16 protein-coding genes are annotated in these 14692 nt (G+C 71.8%); 9 read left to right on the plus strand and 7 right to left on the minus strand.

The features are described from left to right. The first annotated feature begins 153 nt into the window (after positions 1–153). From ACT2CW_RS07245 to uppS, 3 genes are all read left to right on the plus strand, one after another. Complete coding sequence (locus tag ACT2CW_RS07245) at positions 154–756, plus strand: hypothetical protein (RefSeq protein ID WP_432046523.1); 603 nt, start codon at positions 154–156, stop codon at positions 754–756. Between the two features lie 66 nt (positions 757–822). Continuing rightward, positions 823–1635 (plus strand): SAM-dependent methyltransferase, encoded by an 813-nt coding sequence (locus ACT2CW_RS07250; RefSeq protein ID WP_086879357.1) that lies wholly within the window; start codon positions 823–825, stop codon positions 1633–1635. Between the two features lie 122 nt (positions 1636–1757). Continuing rightward, the gene (uppS, locus tag ACT2CW_RS07255; protein WP_432046520.1) at positions 1758–2576 is read left to right on the plus strand and encodes a polyprenyl diphosphate synthase; all 819 of its coding nucleotides are present in this window, start codon (positions 1758–1760) and stop codon (positions 2574–2576) included. A 34-nt stretch (positions 2577–2610) separates the two neighbouring features. Here uppS and ACT2CW_RS07260 read toward each other — a convergent pair whose 3' ends face one another. Continuing rightward, entirely contained in the window at positions 2611–3837 is a 1227-nt protein-coding gene (locus tag ACT2CW_RS07260; RefSeq protein ID WP_445515956.1) for an acyl-CoA dehydrogenase family protein, read from the minus strand. Positions 3838–4029: 192 nt separating this feature from the next. Here ACT2CW_RS07260 and ACT2CW_RS07265 point away from each other — a divergent pair, with 192 nt between their 5' ends. Then, a complete protein-coding gene (locus tag ACT2CW_RS07265; RefSeq protein WP_164435820.1) occupies positions 4030–4686 on the plus strand; it encodes a TetR family transcriptional regulator in 657 nt (218 codons plus the stop codon). A 46-nt stretch (positions 4687–4732) separates the two neighbouring features. On the opposite strand, the gene def is transcribed toward ACT2CW_RS07265, so the two are convergent. Next, positions 4733–5305 (minus strand): peptide deformylase, encoded by a 573-nt coding sequence (gene def / locus ACT2CW_RS07270; protein ID WP_182469373.1) that lies wholly within the window; start codon positions 5303–5305, stop codon positions 4733–4735. Between the two features lie 190 nt (positions 5306–5495). Between def and ACT2CW_RS07275 the strand changes: the two genes are divergently transcribed. The 5 genes from ACT2CW_RS07275 to ACT2CW_RS07295 all read left to right on the plus strand — a co-directional run bounded on the left by ACT2CW_RS07275 (position 5496) and on the right by ACT2CW_RS07295 (position 10003). Then, positions 5496–6734, plus strand: a complete 1239-nt coding sequence (locus ACT2CW_RS07275; protein WP_037959995.1) for a Mur ligase family protein — start codon at positions 5496–5498, stop codon at positions 6732–6734. A gap of 22 nt (positions 6735–6756) precedes the next feature. After that, positions 6757–7494, plus strand: coding sequence for a type 1 glutamine amidotransferase (locus ACT2CW_RS07280; RefSeq protein ID WP_086879352.1), 738 nt, complete (start codon positions 6757–6759; stop codon positions 7492–7494). Between the two features lie 177 nt (positions 7495–7671). Next, on the plus strand, positions 7672–8697 hold the full coding sequence (locus ACT2CW_RS07285) for a 6-phosphofructokinase (RefSeq protein ID WP_182469375.1): 1026 nt from the start codon (positions 7672–7674) through the stop codon (positions 8695–8697). A 57-nt stretch (positions 8698–8754) separates the two neighbouring features. Beyond that, complete coding sequence (locus ACT2CW_RS07290) at positions 8755–9705, plus strand: cytochrome c oxidase assembly protein (protein ID WP_445515957.1); 951 nt, start codon at positions 8755–8757, stop codon at positions 9703–9705. A 142-nt stretch (positions 9706–9847) separates the two neighbouring features. Continuing rightward, on the plus strand, positions 9848–10003 hold the full coding sequence (locus tag ACT2CW_RS07295) for a hypothetical protein (protein ID WP_020866563.1): 156 nt from the start codon (positions 9848–9850) through the stop codon (positions 10001–10003). A gap of 3 nt (positions 10004–10006) precedes the next feature. On the opposite strand, the gene ACT2CW_RS07300 is transcribed toward ACT2CW_RS07295, so the two are convergent. The 5 genes from ACT2CW_RS07300 to ACT2CW_RS07320 are packed head-to-tail and all read right to left on the minus strand — an operon-like array spanning position 10007 to position 14437. Continuing rightward, complete coding sequence (locus tag ACT2CW_RS07300) at positions 10007–11503, minus strand: cytochrome P450 (RefSeq protein WP_445515958.1); 1497 nt, start codon at positions 11501–11503, stop codon at positions 10007–10009. Next, positions 11500–12123 carry a GTP-binding protein gene (locus ACT2CW_RS07305; RefSeq protein WP_445515959.1) on the minus strand — a complete coding sequence of 208 codons (624 nt, stop codon included), beginning with the start codon at positions 12121–12123 and terminating at the stop codon, positions 11500–11502. The genes ACT2CW_RS07300 and ACT2CW_RS07305 overlap by 4 nt, the downstream gene beginning before the upstream one ends. Beyond that, positions 12104–12466 (minus strand): DUF742 domain-containing protein, encoded by a 363-nt coding sequence (locus ACT2CW_RS07310; RefSeq protein ID WP_037959976.1) that lies wholly within the window; start codon positions 12464–12466, stop codon positions 12104–12106. The genes ACT2CW_RS07305 and ACT2CW_RS07310 overlap by 20 nt, the downstream gene beginning before the upstream one ends. Then, entirely contained in the window at positions 12463–12882 is a 420-nt protein-coding gene (locus tag ACT2CW_RS07315; protein ID WP_037959972.1) for a roadblock/LC7 domain-containing protein, read from the minus strand. The genes ACT2CW_RS07310 and ACT2CW_RS07315 overlap by 4 nt, the downstream gene beginning before the upstream one ends. Next, complete coding sequence (locus ACT2CW_RS07320) at positions 12875–14437, minus strand: sensor histidine kinase (protein WP_445515960.1); 1563 nt, start codon at positions 14435–14437, stop codon at positions 12875–12877. The genes ACT2CW_RS07315 and ACT2CW_RS07320 overlap by 8 nt, the downstream gene beginning before the upstream one ends. Positions 14438–14692: the final 255 nt, after the last annotated feature.

The raw sequence follows: 14692 nt of genomic DNA on the forward strand, positions 1-14692 counted from the left end.
TCCCCGAAAACCACTACGCCCGCACAACCGCACAACCCCGCACCGCACTCCCGTCCCCGCCGTCCCGCCACGCACACTGAAGACGCCGTGGCGGGCGGCGGTGTCGTCCCCCTTGCAGATGTGCAGAGCCCATGGGACCGACAGGATGCCGTAATGAACCTCGACCACGCGGTGACACAGCACCGCACCCTGATCGTCGAGGGCTGCGACGGAGTCGACAGGGACGCGCTGCTGACCGGTCTCGCCCGCCGGCACGGCTACACCGTCACCCGCGCCTCCCGCCAACTCCCCCATGTCGACCCGGTCCGGCCGTACCGCGAACTCCTCCAGCGCGACGGCGCGCTCGCGGTCGACGCCGGGCTGGTCGGTGAGCTCGTCTACGGGCCGCTGCGCCGGGGCCACTCCCGGGTGACGTGGATTCAGGCGTTCGACTTCGCCGAGGCGGTGGCCGAGCGCCACGGCGCCTTCGTCCATGTGACCGCCCCGGTGCACGTACTGGAGGACCGGCTGGCCGCGCGCGGCGCCTCGGCGGCGGACCTGGCGGAGATCGACGCCGCGGTCACCGGCTATGACCACGCCTTTTCCACCCTCGCCGAACACGCCCCGGTGCTCACCGTCGAGGAGCGGCCGGCCTCCGGCGGCGGCCCGGACCCGGATCCGGGCCACGGCGAGGCGGCACCGGAGCCCCCGGTGGCCTCGTTCGCCCGGCCCCTCCCGCGCATCCGATCCCCCGGACCGTTCGCCGAGCAGAGCTGAACTCCCCGGCACCGGCCCTAAGTTGGTGCCCCGCGAATCGCATCCGCACGGCAGGAGACTGGCGCTATGACAGACGGCTCGTCCACCCCCGACCAGCAGGCCCTGACCAAGATCGACACCACGGTGCCGCATTCGGCCCGGATCTGGAACTACTGGATGGGCGGCAAGGACAACTACGAGGTCGACCGGATCGCCGGTGACGAGTACCGGGAGGTGGCCCCGAACATCGAGACCATGGCCCGCGCCTCGCGCGCGTACCTCATCCGCACCGTCACCCATGTGGCGGGCGCATGCGGGATCCGGCAGTTCCTGGACATCGGCACCGGGCTGCCCACCTACGACAACACCCACCAGGTGGCCCAGCGGGTGGCGCCCGAGGCCCGCATCGTCTACGTGGACAACGACCCCCTGGTGCTCCGGCACGCCCAGGCGCTGCTCACCAGCACCCGCGAGGGGGTGACCGACTACATCGACGCCGATCTGCACGAGCCCGAGCGGATCCTGGCGGCCGCGTCGAAGACGCTCGACTTCGACCGGCCCATCGCCCTGATGCTGATGGGCATCCTCGGCCACATCCAGAACTACGACGAGTCGGTGTCGATCGTGCGGCGGCTCCAGGCCGCCTTACCGTCCGGCAGCTACTTCGTGCACTACGACAGCACCGACACCGACCAGGCGCTCAAGCAGGCCCAGCAGGGCTACGACGACACCGGCGCCGTGCCGTACGTGCTGCGCAGCGTCGAGCAGATCAGCCGCTACTACGAGGGCCTGGAGCTGATCGAGCCCGGTATCGTGTCGTGTCCGCTGTGGCGTCCGGCCCCCTCCGAGACGGATATCGAGACCACCGATGTCCACGGGGGCGTGGCGCGCAAGCCGTGACGGTGGTGACGACCAGACGAATGGTGACGACCAAACGAATGGTTCGGCCACCGGGGAGGTAACCCCCGCCCCCGTCGCGTCGTCAGACACGGCGCCGGGAAGCGAGGCGGAGGGACGCGCGGGTGTTCGAGGTCGGGGCCTGGAGAGTGCCCTCCGTCAAGCGGCTGCTGCGGGCGTCGGTCGCCGGTGCCCCCGCCGTGGTACGGCAGCGCCGCGGCCCCCAGGACGAGGCGCCGGGGCGGCCGCGGCACGTGGCCATCATCATGGACGGCAACGGCCGCTGGGCCGCCCTGCGCGGCCTCTCCCGCACCCGCGGCCATCAGGCGGGGGTGCTCGCGCTGCCGCGGGTGGTGGACACGGCCCTGGAGGAGGGCATCGAACACCTGTCGCTGTTCTTCTTCTCCACCGAGAACTGGAACCGGCCGCGCGGCGAGGTGGCCGCCCTGATGCGGCTCACCGCCCAGCTGGCGGACGTCTTCCGGGGCTACGGCGAGCGGGGGGTGCGGCTGCGCTGGCTGGGCTCGGAGGCCCGGCTTCCCCGGGCCACGCTGGCCGCGCTGCGCCGCGCGGAGGACGACACCCGCGACAACCGCGCCATGACGCTGGCGTTCTGCTTCAACCACGGCGGCCGGGAGGAGATCGCCCGCGCCGCCACCTCACTGGCCCGCGCCTCGGCGGACGGCGCGCTGGACCCCGGGGCCATCGACGAGGCGCTGTTCACCCGCCATCTGCCGCACGCCGATCTGCCGGACATCGACATGCTGGTGCGCACCTCCGGGGAGCAGCGCATCTCCAACTTCATGCTCTGGCGGGCGGCCTACGCGGAGCTCTTCTTCGTGGACACCCTGTGGCCCGACTTCACGGCTGAGGAGCTCCGCGCGCTGCTGGTTGCGTTTGCCGCTCGGAAGCGGCGTTTTGGCGCAGGCGTCGGCCCCGCCTGACACGTCCGCCGTCCCTGGCGACAGCGGATCCGGCCTAGCGAATCTGGACGCCGGACAGCGTGCGGGCGATGACCAGGCGCTGGATCTCGCTGGTGCCCTCGAAGATCGTATAAATCGCGGCGTCGCGGTGCATCCGCTCGACCGGGTACTCGCGGGTGAAGCCGTTGCCGCCGAGGATCTGCACCGCTTGGGCGGTGACCTGCTTGGCGGTCTCACTGGCGAACAGCTTGGACATCGAGCCCTCGGCCGACTCGAAGGGCCGGCCGTTCACGGCCATCCAGGACGCGCGCCACACCATCAGCCGCGCGGCGTCGATCCGGGTGCGCATGTCGGCGAGCTGGAAGGCGACGCCCTGGTTGTCGATGATGGGGCGGCCGAACTGCTCCCGGGTCTTGGCGTAGTCGAGCGCGACCTCGTACGCGGCGCGGGCGGTGCCGACCGCCATGGCGCCGACGGCCGGGCGGGACGCCTCGAAGGTGGCCATGGCGGCGTTCTTCAGCCGCTCCCCGCCCGACTTGGCCCGCTCCCGGGCGCGCGCGAGGCGTTCGTCCAGCTTCTCCTTGCCCCCGAGCAGGCAGGCGCCGGGCACCCGCACCTGGTCGAGGACCACTTCGGCGGTGTGCGAGGCGCGGATGCCGTGCTTCTTGAACTTCTGGCCCTGGGAAAGACCGGGGGTGCCGGGCGGGACGATGAACGAGGCGTGGCCCTTGGAGCCGAGCTCGGGGTCGACGACCGCGACCACCACGTGGACATTGGCGATACCGCCGTTGGTGGCCCAGGTCTTGGTGCCGTTCAGCACCCATTCGTCCTTGGCCTCGTCGTAGACGGCGCGGGTGCGCATCGAGCCGACGTCGGAGCCCGCGTCGGGCTCGGAGGAGCAGAAGGCGGCGACCTTCACATCGTCGGCGTCGCCGTACATCTGCGGGATCCAGGTGCCGATCTGCTCCTCGGTGCCGTTGGCGAGGACGCCGACGGCGGCGAGGCCGGTGCCGACGATGGACAGGGCGATCCCTGCGTCGCCCCAGAACAGCTCCTCCATGGTCATGGGGATGCCGAGGCCCGTGGGGTCGAAGTACTGCTGGGCGTAGAAGTCCAGGGAGTACAGGCCGATCTTGGCGGCCTCCTGGATAATCGGCCAGGGGGTCTCTTCGCGCTCGTCCCATTCGGCGGCGGCCGGGCGCATGACGTCCGCGGCGAAGCCGTGGATCCAGTCGCGCACCGCCTTCTGATCGTCGTCGAGCTCGAACGAGAACTCCGCCATGACCCCTCCACGTGCTTGTTACCTGCGGTAACAGCAGTCTGTTACCGCCCAGTAGGCGATGTCAACTCCCCCGGGCACGCGGGCCCCGCTCCCCCTCGGGTGTTACGTTGCGCTTCAGCGCGCCGCGCGATCGCGCGGGGAAGCGCGAGACGCGAAGGCGCGAGTACGACATCGGGGGCGGGGAGGCAACGCATGCGGACCGGGACCAGCCAGCGGGACGACCAGCGGCAGTCGGCGCAGCAGAGGCGCAAGGAGCTGCTGGAGGCCGCGGACCGGGTGGTGCTGCGCGACGGACCAGAGGCCTCGATGAACGCCATCGCCGCCGAAGCGGGCATCACCAAGCCCATTCTGTACCGCCACTTCGGTGACAAGGGCGGACTGTACCGCGCCCTCGCCAAGCGTCACACCGACGCCCTGCTCGCCTCGCTGCGCGCGGCTCTGGACGCGCCCGCCGACGACCGCAGGCAGCGCGTGGAGGCCACGCTGGACACCTATCTGGCCGCGATCGAGGCCCGGCCCCAGGTGTACCGCTTCCTGATGCACCCGGCCGACCACGGCCAGCAGGAGCCGGAGCAGAGCTTCGACGTCGGCCACCACTCCGCCCCGCTGCTGCGGCGGCTCGGCGAGGAGCTGGCCACGGTGATCGCCGAGCGGGTGGAGCTGGGCCCCGGCGGGGACGAGGTGGCCCGGGTCTGGGGCCATGGGATCGTCGGCATGATGCACGCGGCCGGGGACTGGTGGCTGCGCGACCGCCCCTGCGCACGCGGCCAGTTGGTGCACCATCTCACCGATCTGCTGTGGGGGCGGCTGTCGCTGGCGGACGACCGGGTCGGCGCACCGGGCTTCTGATGTCCCGGCAGTCCCTCAACTGGGCTCCGCCCCGGACCCCCGCTCCTCAAGCGCCGGAGGGGCTGGAACCGGAGGGGCTGGAATGGGTCCAGGGGGCGCGGCGGATCGCGCGCAGCGCTCTGCGCCGCCGCAGCCCGGTGAGCCGGTCGATGAACAGCCCGCCGTCCAGATGGTCGCACTCGTGCTGAAGGCAGCGCGCGAAGAAGCCCGTGCCCTCGATCCGCACCGGCTCCCCGGTCATCGTCACGCCCTCGATCACCACATGGTCGTGGCGCGGGGTGCCCGCCTCGACGCCCGGCAGCGACAGACAGCCCTCCGGCCCGCGCACCGTCACCCCGTCGGCCGCGACCGGCCGGGGGTTGACGACATGCCCCAGATGGCGGTGGTCCTCGTCGTCCGGGCAGTCGAAGACGAAGACCCGCAGCCCCACACCGATCTGATTGGCCGCGAGGCCCACCCCGTGGGCCGCGTACATCGTGGCGTACATGTCCTCGATCAGCAGGGCCAGCTCGGCGTCGAACGCGGTGACCTCCTCGCACGGCGCGCGCAACGCCGGATCGCCGAGGAGACGCAGGGGCCGCACCGCTCCGCGGCTGCCCGGGATCACGCCATGTCGCATGGCAGCCAAGCTTACGGCGCCGGTGAGGCGGGCCCCGCGCGCGCGGCCGGAATTCGGGACAGCCGCCGGATCTCGATAGGCTGCTCTCCGACCGTGGCCTCCCGGCCGGCGACGCGGCACGGAGGGGGCGTACCACCGGCGCCTCGGGGGGCAGCAGCGGCGCCGGTATGCGAGGAGGATCGAGAAGACGATGGCAGGCAACTCGGAGCCGCTGTCACCGCGGGCCAAGCTGGCCGTGACGGCGGGCAAGGCCGCGGCGGCGGTGTCGCGGGCCGCGGGCCGCGGCAGTGGATCGGTGATCGGCGGCAAGGTGGCCCTGCGGCTCGACCCCGATCTGCTGGGCAGGCTGGCGCAGCACCTGGACGTCATCCTGGTGTCGGCGACCAACGGCAAGACCACGACCACCCGGCTCATCGCCGAGGCGCTGCGGGCGGCCGGCCCGGTCGTCTCCAACGCGCTGGGCGCCAATATGCCGGCCGGTATCACCTCGGCCCTGGCGGGCGGCTCCGATGCCCGCTACGGCGTCATCGAGGTCGACGAGAAGTACCTCGCCGGTGTGGCGCGCGACACCGAGCCCAAGGCCATCGCGCTCCTCAACCTCTCCCGTGACCAGCTCGACCGCGCCGCCGAGACCCGGATGCTCGCCGAGAAGTGGCGCGAGGGCCTGACCGGCTCCAAGGCGGTCGTGATCGCCAACGCGGACGACCCGCTGATCGTCTGGGCCGCCTCCTCCAGCCCCAATGTGGTGTGGGTCGCGGCCGGGCAGGAGTGGAAGGACGACGCCTGGTCCTGCCCGTCCTGCGGCGGTGTGCTCCAGCGCCCGGGCGACGACTGGGTCTGCGGGGAGTGCGGCTTCCGCCGCCCGGTCCCCAGCTGGGCGCTGAACGGGGACTACGTCCTGGACCCGCACGGCGCCGCCTGGCCCATCCAGCTCCAGCTCCCCGGCCGCGCCAACAAGGCCAACGCGGCCACCTCGGCCGCCGTCGCCGCCACCTTCGGGGTGCCCCCTCAGGTCGCGCTGGAGCGGATGTACCAGGTCCAGGCCGTGGCCGGCCGGTATGACGTGGTCACCTTCCAGGAGCGCCAGCTGCGGCTGCTGCTGGCGAAGAACCCGGCCGGCTGGCTGGAGACCTTCTCGCTGATCGACCCGCCGCCCACCCCGGTGATCCTCTCGGTGAACGCGCGCGGCGCCGACGGCACCGACACCTCCTGGCTGTGGGACGTGGACTACACCCGGCTCGCCGGGCACCCGATCTGCCTGATCGGCGACCGCAAGCTGGACCTCGCGGTGCGCCTGGAGGTCGCCGGGCTGGACTTCCGGGTCTGCGCGGACGCGGACGAGGCGGTGCGGATCTCCCCGCCCGGCCGCATCGAGGTGATCGCCAACTACACCGCGTTCCAGGACCTGCGCCGCCGGGTCGGCAACTGACCCCCGTACGAGAGGCACGAAGATGCGTAGCACGAGCCAGAACGGCCTGCGTCTGGTGTGGGTCTACCCCGACCTGCTGAGCACGTACGGCGACCAGGGCAACACCCTGGTGGTGGAGCGCCGGGCGCGGCAGCGCGGGCTGGAGGTCTCCCGCCTGGACGTCCGCTCCGACCAGCAGATCCCCACCTCCGGGGACATCTATCTGATCGGCGGCGGCGAGGACCGCCCGCAGCGGCTGGCCGCCGAGCGGCTGATCCGGGACGGCGGGCTGAACCGGGCGGTGGCCAACGGGGCGATCGTCTTCTCGGTGTGCGCCGGGTACCAGATCCTCGGCCATGAGTTCGTCAACGACCTCGGCCAGCGCCAGCAGGGCCTGGGGCTGCTGGACGTGGTCAGCACCCGCGGCGAGGGCGCCCGGTGCGTCGGGGACGTGCTGGCCGACATCGACGAGCGGCTGGCGCTGCCCCCGCTGACCGGCTTCGAGAACCACCAGGGCGTCACCCACCTGGGCCCGACCGCCCGCCCCTTCGCCCGGGTCAGGTTCGGCAACGGGAACGGGACCGGGGACGGCTTCGAGGGCGCGTACAGCGACACCGTCTTCGGGACGTACATGCACGGCCCGGTGATGGCCCGCAACCCGCATATCGCGGACCACCTGCTGAAGCTGGCCCTCGATGTGAACGCGCTGCCGCCGGTCAACGACCAGTGGTACGAGGCGCTGCGCAACGAGCGGATCGCGGCGGCGACCCAGCCCGCCTGAGCCGCGCCCCGCTCGCTCGAGCGCAGCTCAGACGCCGTTCGAGCGCGGGGTGACCGCATGGCGGACATCCGGCCGTCGAGCGCGCCCCCGCCACCCGCCCGCTTGTAGGGTGGCGGGGTCCCGCCGGACGACGCGGTCCGGCCGTAGGCTCCCATCTCAGACAGAGGTATGCGTGCCATGCGCATTGGTGTGCTCACGTCCGGCGGCGACTGCCCCGGCCTGAACGCGGTCATCAGGTCAGTCGTCCACCGCGCCACCGTCGACCACGGCGATGAGGTGATCGGCTTCCAGGACGGCTGGAAGGGCCTGCTGGAGTGCGACTACCGCAAGCTGGACCTGGACGCCGTGAGCGGCATCCTGGCCCTCGGCGGCACCATCCTCGGCTCCACCCGGGTGCGCCCGGAGCATCTGCGGGACGGGGTGGAGCGGGCCAAGGGCCATGTGGCGGAGCTCGGCCTGGACGCGGTCATCCCCATCGGCGGGGAGGGCACGCTGAAGGCCGCCCGGCTGCTCTCGGACGCCGGGCTGCCGATCGTCGGCGTGCCCAAGACCATCGACAACGACATCGCCTCGACCGATGTGACCTTCGGCTTCGACACGGCGGTCGGGGTCGCCACCGAGGCGCTGGACCGGCTCAAGACCACCGCGGAGTCCCATCAGCGGGTGCTGATCGTCGAGGTCATGGGGCGGAACACCGGCTGGATCGCGCTGCACTCGGGCATGGCCGCGGGCGCCCACGCCATCGTCGTCCCGGAGCGCCCGTTCGACATCGAGGAGCTGGCCGGGACCGTCGGGGCGCGGTTCGAGGCGGGCAAGAAGTTCGCGATCGTGGTGGTGGCGGAGGGCGCCAAGCCGCGCGAGGGCACGATGGACTACGAGGCCGGCGGCAGGGACGTCTACGGCCACGAGCGCTTCGCGGGCATCGCCCGCCACCTCTCCGTGGAGCTCGAGCGGCGGCTCGGCAAGGAGGCCCGGGCGGTCATCCTGGGCCATGTGCAGCGCGGTGGCACCCCGACGGCGTACGACAGGGTGCTGGCCACCCGCTTCGGCTGGCACGCGGTCGAGGCGGCCCACCGCGGCGAATTCGGCACGATCACCGCGCTGCGCGGCACGGACATCACCCTGGTGCCGCTCGCGGCGGCCGTGGAGCGGCTGAAGACGGTCCCCACCGAGCGGTACGCCGAGGCCGAGTGCGTGCTGTGATCGATGCGGTTCTAGGCTGGTGCGAGCACATTTCGTGCGCACTGGGAGGTGTACCGGATGGATCACGGCGGGCACGGCATGATGATGGATCTGCCGCCGTTCACGCTGTCGCGCGGGCTGGAGTTCGGCGGCGATCCGTTCTTCCTGGTCGGCTGTGTGCTGGCGCTCGGTCTCTACGGCTGGGGCGTCGCGCGGCTGCGGCGGCGCGGTGACGCCTGGCCGGTGGGGCGCCTGGTCTCCTTCGCGCTCGGGGTGCTGACCATCGCGGTCGCGATGTGCACCAAGCTGAACGACTACGGCATGGTCATGTTCAGCGTCCATATGGTGCAGCACATGATCATCAGCATGGTCTCGCCGATCCTGCTGCTGCTGGGCGCGCCGGTCACGCTGACCCTGCGGGCCCTCCCGGCGGCCGGGCGCGGCCGCAAGGGGCCACGGGAGCTGCTGGTCGCGCTGTTGCACAGCCGCTATATGCGGATCATCACCCACCCGGCGTTCACCATCCCGCTGTTCATCGCGAGCCTGTACGCGCTGTACTTCACCCCGCTCTTCGACTTCCTGATGGAGAGCAAGGCCGGGCATATCGCGATGATGGTCCACTTCCTCGCGGTGGGCCTGGTCTTCTTCTGGCCGATCATGGGCGTGGACCCGGGCCCGCACCGGCCCGGCTATGTGATGCGGATGCTGGAGCTGTTCTCGGGCATGCCGTTCCACGCGTTCTTCGGCATCGCGCTGATGATGGCGTCCGAGCCCATGGTCGGCGCGTACAAGCACCCGCCCGCCTCGCTGGGCGTCGACGCGCTGTCGGACCAGACCTGGGCGGGCGGTATCGCCTGGGCCTTCAGCGAGATCCCGTCGGTGATCGTGCTGGTGGCACTGGTCTACCAGTGGTACAAGTCCGAGCAGCGCCAGGCGCGGCGCATCGACCGCACCGCGGACCGGGACGGCGACCAGGAGCTCGCGGCGTACAACGCGTATCTGGCCTCGCTCCAGGCCCGGAGCCAGTGACCCGGCTCCGGTAGCGGAGCCACCCAGTCCGGTCCCGGCAGCCTGCTAGCGGCCGGGGCCCGGAGCGCGAGACCATGGACCCGGGCCTGGGTGGCCCGGGTCCTGGCGAAGGGGCGTCGGGACCGCCGTGAGGAGGTCGGGGATGCCCGGTTCCGCGAAGGCGATGACGGTGGCCACGGTGGGGGGTCTGGTGCTGGTGACGGCCTACACCGTGGCTCTGGGGAGCAACGGCTGGCTCTGGTTCAGCTGGGTGGTGCTCGGACTGCTGACCGTGGGGGTCGTGGTGGCCCGGGGCTGAGCCCTACCGGGCGGAGACCCCCTTCGGAGCGGATCCAGAGGGCCTGCCCAGCAGCCAACGCCATAACGCCGCCCACCACGGGACGCGCCCGGGGGCCGCCGCCTCGGACCCCTCCGTACCGGACGGAACCGGGGCCGGCGCCTCCTCGGCCATCGAGGACACCCGCTGCCGTGGGGAGAGCAGGGCCTCGACGGGGAGGTCCATGATGTCCGGCTCGGGGCGCCGGGGCATGAACTCCACCGGCAGCTCCACCAGATGGCGGGAGATCCAGGACGAGAGCCAGGTCAGCTCGGACTCCTCCACGGCCAGCCGCAGATCGGGCAGGCGCAGCAGCAGGGTGTCGATGGCGGTGTCCGTGATGGCGCGGCCGATGTCCTGCCCCGGGCATTCGTGGGGGCCGCCGCTGAAGGCGAGATGGGACCGGTTGCCGTACATGGGCGCGGCGATGTCGGGGCGGATGGCCGGGTCCACGTTCCCGGCGGCCAGCCCCAGCAGCAGCATGTCCCCGGCCTTGATCCGCTGACCGCCCAGCTCGGTGTCCCCGGTGGCCCAGCGGCCGGGGACGACCGTGAGCGGGGGCTCGTTCCACAGCACGTGCTCGATGGCGTCCGGCAGCGTCATATGGCCGCCGGCCAGGGACGCGCGGAAGCGCGGGTCGGTGAGGACCATGCGCAGCGTGTTGGCCATCAGGTTGGTGGTGGTCTCGTTGCCGGTGAGCAGCACCAGCCGCAGATGCTGGACCACCTCCTCCTCGGTGAGGCCGGAGGGGTGGGCCAGCAGCCAGGACGCCAGGTCCTCGCCGGGTTCGGCGCGCCTGCGGTCCACCAGGCCCTTGAGGGCTTCGGTGACGTACGCGTCGCTGCGCAGGGCCGTCTCGGTGCCCTTCATCAGGTCCCGGGTGGCCTCGACCAGCCGTGGGCCGTACTCGTCGGGCATGCCCAGCAGTTGGGTGAGGACGAGCATGGGCAGCTGCTGGGCGAAGGCGGTGACCATTTCCGCGCCCCCGTCGGCGCAGAAGTCGTTCACCAGCTGGTGGGTGAAGCGGGTGACATGGCGGCGGATCCCGCGGCGGTCGAAGCGCCCCATGGACTCGGTGAGCGCGGCCCGCAGCCGCTCGTGCTCGTCGCCGTCGGCGAAGGTGCACATGGGCTGCCAGCCGACCACCGGCAGCAGGGGCGAGTCGGCGCCGATCCTGCCGTCCTTCCAGGCGTGCCAGTGGCGGGAGTCGCGGGAGAAGCGGGAGGGGGTGCGGGAGACCTCCAGGTTCTCGCGGTAGCCCAGCAGCAGCCAGGCCGGTATGCCACCGTCGAGCACGATCGGAGCCACCGGGCCGTGCTCGGCGCGCAGCCGCTCGTACAGCCCCATCGGGTCCTTCTCGTTCTCGGGCCCGAGGAGGTCCACCAGGGCGCCGGCTCCGTCGGAGAGCGCGGTGTGGACGGGGCACCGGGTGGGCGGCGGATCGGCGGGCCCAGGGCCGGGGCCGTCGGGATGAGGAGTCACGGTGTCTCCGGGGTCACGGTGTGGAGGGATTGCAGATGTCGTACGAGGGCGAGGAGGGTGTCGCGGCTGGAGGCCCGGTCGCGGGCATCGCAGTCGATCATCGGTACGGAGTCGGGCAGGTCCATGGCCGCGCGCAGCTCCGTCATGGGGTGGACGGGGGCCTCGGGGAAGGCGTTGACCGCGACCACGAAGGGCACCCCGCGCTCCTCGAGCCGCCCGACCGCGTCGAAGCTGACCTCCAGACGGCGGGTGTCGATCAGGACGACGGCGCCCAGGGCACCCTCGAAGAGGCCGTTCCACAGGAACCAGAACCGCTCCTGGCCGGGGGTGCCGAACAGATAGAGCACCAGCCGTTCGTTGAGGCTGATCCGGCCGAAGTCCATCGCGACGGTGGTCTCGGTCTTGCGTTCGATCCCCGCGATGTCGTCGACGCCGACCCCGGCCTGGGTCATGGTCTCCTCGGTGGTCAGCGGGCGGATCTCGCTCACCGAGCCGACCATGGTGGTCTTGCCGACGCCGAAGCCGCCGACGATCACCACCTTGACCGCGGCGGCCGCGGAGGCCGGGAGGGTGTCCTCGCTGCGCGGTCCGGCGATCCCCTCAGAGGTTCTGTAGTCCATGCATCACCGCCTGGAGCAGTTCGGGGTCGGGCAGCACGGCGGCCGGGACCGGCGCCCTGACCTCCACCCGGTCCTCCCGCAGCAGCCCCGCGAGGAGCACGGTGACGGTGGAGACGGGCAGGACCAGATACGCGGAGATCTCGGCCACCGAGAGCGGGAACTGGCACATCCTCAGCACGGCCGCGGCCTCGGGGGCCGTCCCCGGCTCCGGTTCCGCGCGCGCCACGATCAGGCTGACGAGCTCGACGGGCCGGTGCCGGGGTTCCTGCGGCGCGCGGCCGCGGCTCACGGTGTAGAGCCGCTCCGGGCCGCCCTCGTCCCACGGCTTGCCGGGCTCGCTCATGTCACGCGTCCGTCGACCCGCGGCGGGCTGCTGAGGTGCTCCCCGAGCCGGGCGACGAGGTCTCTCATGCACTGGCCCATCAGCCCGGCGTCCACGCTGTCCTCGGCGAGCACCGCCAGATACGAGCTGGTACCGGCCGCCATCAGATAGAAGAACCCGCCGTCGACCTCGATGACGACCAGCCGCATCCGGCCGTCCCCCTCGGGGAATTCGGCGGCGATCGCACCGGAGAGGCTCTGGAGCCCGGCGCAGGCGGCGGCCAGGCGGTCGGCGGTGTCCTTGTCCGTGCCGACCTGGGCCATGCACAGGCCGTCCGAGGACAGCAGGACCACGTGCCGGGTCTCCGGAACGCTGGACGCCAGGTCCCGGAGCATCCAGTCCATGTTGAACCGCGGTTGCGTCACTTGCCTACTCATCCTTGTCCGACGTGTTCGGGTTGCTCGAGCTGTCCGGGGTGTGGGGGGACTTCCGGGGGTCCGGCGGATCCGTGGCGGCGTCCGCCGCCGGGAGCGGCTCACCGTTGAGCCCCTTGGTGAAGGCGTCCAGCCAGATCCCCGGCTGTACCGGCTGGCGGGGCGGGGCGGGCGCCGCGGGGGGCGCGGAGTCGACGCGGAACGACGAGGGGGCCGGGGCGACCATGGGCATCCGGCGGCGGCGCTGCGGGAGTCCGGCGCCGTTCTGCCGGAAGCCGGGGCCGGGGCGGCCCTGCGCCACCGGACCGGTGCGGGTGGGCGACGGCAGCGGGGTGGCCCGCTTGATGGGCTTGGGCGGGGGCAGTTTGGCCGCGCGGGCGATGGCGCCGCCGGGCGCGGGGGTGGGGCAGATGATGTCCTGCGGTACGACCAGCACCGCGCGCACCCCGCCGTACGCCGAGGGCCGCAGCGAGACCTGGAACCGGTACCGCACGGCGAGCCTGCCGACCACGGCCAGGCCGAGCCGCGGTGTCTCGCCGAGGTCGTTGAGGTCGAATCCGGTGGCCGCCTGGAGCAGCACCGCGTCGGTGCGTCTGCGCGCCTCCTCCGACAGGCCCACCCCGGCGTCCTCGATCTCGATCGCGACCCCGGACTGGACCTCGATCGCGGTCAGGTGCACCCGGGTCTTGGGCGGCGAGTAGCGGGTGGCGTTGTCCAGCAGTTCGGCGAGGGCGTGGATCAGCGGCTCCACCGAGGGGCCGACGATGGCGACGTCCGCCACCGAGTGCAGATCCACCCGCTCGTACTCGAGGATGCGGGACATGGCGCCGCGGCAGACGTTGAACAGCGGCACCTCCTTCTGCCACTGGCGGCCCGGGCGGGAGCCGCCCAGGACCGCGATGGAGTCCGCCAGCCGGCCGATGAGGGCGTTGCCGTGGTCCAGGTGGAGCAGATCCTCGAAGACGTCCGGGTCGGCGCCGTGCTTGTCCTCCATCTCCCGCATGTCCATGGCCTGTTGGTGGACGATGGCCTGCACCCGGCGGGCGATGTTGACGAACGCCCGCTGGGCCGCGTCCCTCAGGTCCTCCTCGGTCCGCACGGTGTCCAGCACCCACCGCAGCAGTTGCTCGTGGGCGGCGTCGAAGTCCGGGTCGACATGAGGCGCGTGGTCGACGTCCTTCATCGCCTCGTGCACCATGGCGCCGCGCCGCAGCCGGGCCACCGTCTCGGGGAGCACCTCCCGGGTCAGCCGCCGGATCGCCGCATCCTGGTCCGCCAGGCGCTGCCGGAACTCGGCATCCTGGGCGGTGAGCCGGGTGCGCAGCGTGGTGATCAGCCGGCCGCGGCGCATCGCCTCGGCCGCCGCGAGGGCCACCGCGAACGTCGCCGCCACTCCGCACCAGGCGACCGTGGCCCGCGCCCCGGACGGGACCACGACGACGGCCAGCGCCGCGCAGAACGCCATCGCGGCGGGAGGGATGACCCATACGAGCGTGGAGGCGGGCCGTCGGCCTCCGGGTGGGGTGCCGCCTCCGGATGAGGTGCCGGCGAAAACCATGGGCATCCTTAAAAACAGCGAAGAGAAAATGAGTGCGAAAAACGCGGGCGATGAACCAGCCCGTCATGGGCCCTGGAGCATAGCGGTTTCACCGTCGCATGAATCGAAGATGCTTTTTTCTTCGGAATGCATCACGGTGAATTCAAAGGGCGTGAAAAAGCGATCATCTGCACTCAGTCTTTGACCGCGAATGATCGGCCGAGGACGAATCTGCTCATGGCGAAGGAGGCTGGGCAGCGTGCCGCCCGGGCCCTT

It is taken from the genome of Streptomyces sp. NEAU-174 (genome assembly GCF_052665095.1).